Here is a 1,890-nt window from a genome sequence, read left to right as displayed (position 1 = left end):
CGTCTACATAAACTTTTTTCTCTGCAATATCTTTATTCTCTGCAATATAATCTCTTGCCATCTGAATCTGAGAGTGAATACTATTGCTGTATTCACCCTCTTTATTTTGCTCTTCAATGGAAATTCGGCAATAAATTCCTGCCTGATACATTCTATCCCTCTTTTCATCGGTCTTGCGTAGTCATTGTCTTTAATTGTCTTTATTTTACAACAAGAACTTAAGAAAATCAACCTGCAATTTTTCGTTCAGTAAGATTCTGAATGCACTGGATCAATGTCTTTTCCCCATTAAAATGCACTCGAATCTGATATCCTGCATGTTCATAGCTTACATTCTCTTTTTGGATTTCTTTTTTTGTATCCAGAACTTCTACAGAATCAAATAACGTATTCATGCTATATGCCTCCTTCAGCATACAGTTCTCTCTACATCCTATGCCGGCAGGATTGTACAAAAGTTCTGTATGAATTGAATTCGGCTTTCGAAAGCCTGATTACATTCTAAAATTATTCTGCACCAATCACATTGAATTGAAATTGACCGCAGATTGAGTTTTTAAGATTCATTTTCTTCCTATACAGTATCAATTCCTATTGTCCGGAACATTTGTTCGTGTTATAATAAAAAGACTTTAAGAATATAAAACACGAAAACCAAAGGAGGGATTTCTGTTGGAACGATGTGATTTTTCTTCTATTAGCACATGCCTAAAAAATCAAATCAGTGAAAGCAATCAGATGAACCAACCTGATTTTTTATACGAATTATTTGAAGATTTTATGAATGATCCGATAAATGAAGATTTTTCTATGGATAATGGTCTAATTTGCCGCTGGATAACCGGACAAGCAAAAATCAGTCCCAAAATAACCTCATATTATGCAAAACCCAGCAATCAGAAAAAACTGGCAACAACCATTCAGCGGAACTTACTTCCCTTAATGGCAGACTGCAACATGGTTATACAGGACATTTACACGTTATTCATACAGGACGATACGATTTCGGATACAAAAAAGCAGGAACTTGTATCTCTATATAAACCTTCTGATTCAAGGCTGTTGTTTTTAGCAAAAGTACTTTCTTTTGGTATGGAACGGCAATTTATTAAACGTGATACAAGAAATCAAAAACTGATTGCAGGAGGTGTTCTATCTCCGATTGTTCTGGATTACATTATGGACAGCGAAGTCCCAAAACCATGCCGTCATTTTCTAGGAAGAGAAGAAGAACTGGATGAACTCCATACTTTGTTTGAAGAGAACCGACATATATTTCTTTATGGAATTGCCGGAATTGGAAAAGCGAGCTTGCTAAAGCCTATGCAAAGCAATACAGAAAACAGTACACCAATATTCTCTATATGGAATACACCGGTAATCTATATCAAGATATTGTAGACATGGATTTTATTGATGATCCACCAGAAATCAGTGAGCAGGAACGTTTTCAAAGACATAACCGTTTCTTACGCTCTTTGAAATCTGATACACTGCTGATCATAGACAATTTTAATGTCACATCCACACAGGACAGTTGCCTGTCAGTCGTATTAAAATACCGTTGCCGGGTTTTATTTACAACCAGAAGCCAACTGTCTGAATACTGTAGTTTTCAATTAAAAGAACTGAAAGATATACCCACTCTTTTTCAACTGACATCTGTATTTTATTCAGAAGCAGAGGAAAACCGGGCAATCGTAGAAAAAATCATAGAAACTGTACACTACCATACTTTTGCTGTCGAACTGGCAGCCAAACTTCTGGAAAATGGAATTTTAACTCCAGAGCAATTATTGATAAAACTTCAAGAGGAAAAGGCTTCTCTTCATAATGAAGATAAGATTAAAGTAATGAAAGATGGTCAGAGCAAAAAAGCCACCTATTACA

General features: G+C 35.5%; 1 protein-coding gene and 1 pseudogene. One reads left to right on the top strand and one right to left on the bottom strand.

Features of this window, described 5'->3' with window-relative positions:
• Positions 1–227 precede the first annotated feature (227 nt).
• A complete protein-coding gene (locus tag AB5026_RS11730) occupies positions 228–395 on the bottom strand; it encodes a hypothetical protein (protein ID WP_009245398.1) in 168 nt (55 codons plus the stop codon).
• Between the two features lie 343 nt (positions 396–738).
• Here AB5026_RS11730 and AB5026_RS11725 point away from each other — a divergent pair.
• Positions 739–1,890: pseudogene (locus AB5026_RS11725) on the top strand (ATP-binding protein); the annotation flags it as partial.

The sequence above is a fragment of the Blautia sp. RTP21359st1_E11_RTP21359_211015 genome (genome assembly GCF_040910705.1).
GTDB classification, from domain to species: domain Bacteria; phylum Bacillota; class Clostridia; order Lachnospirales; family Lachnospiraceae; genus Blautia_A; species Blautia_A fusiformis.
The sequence above is the reverse complement of the archived record's forward strand: the minus strand, read 5'-3'. Positions and strand labels throughout refer to the sequence as shown.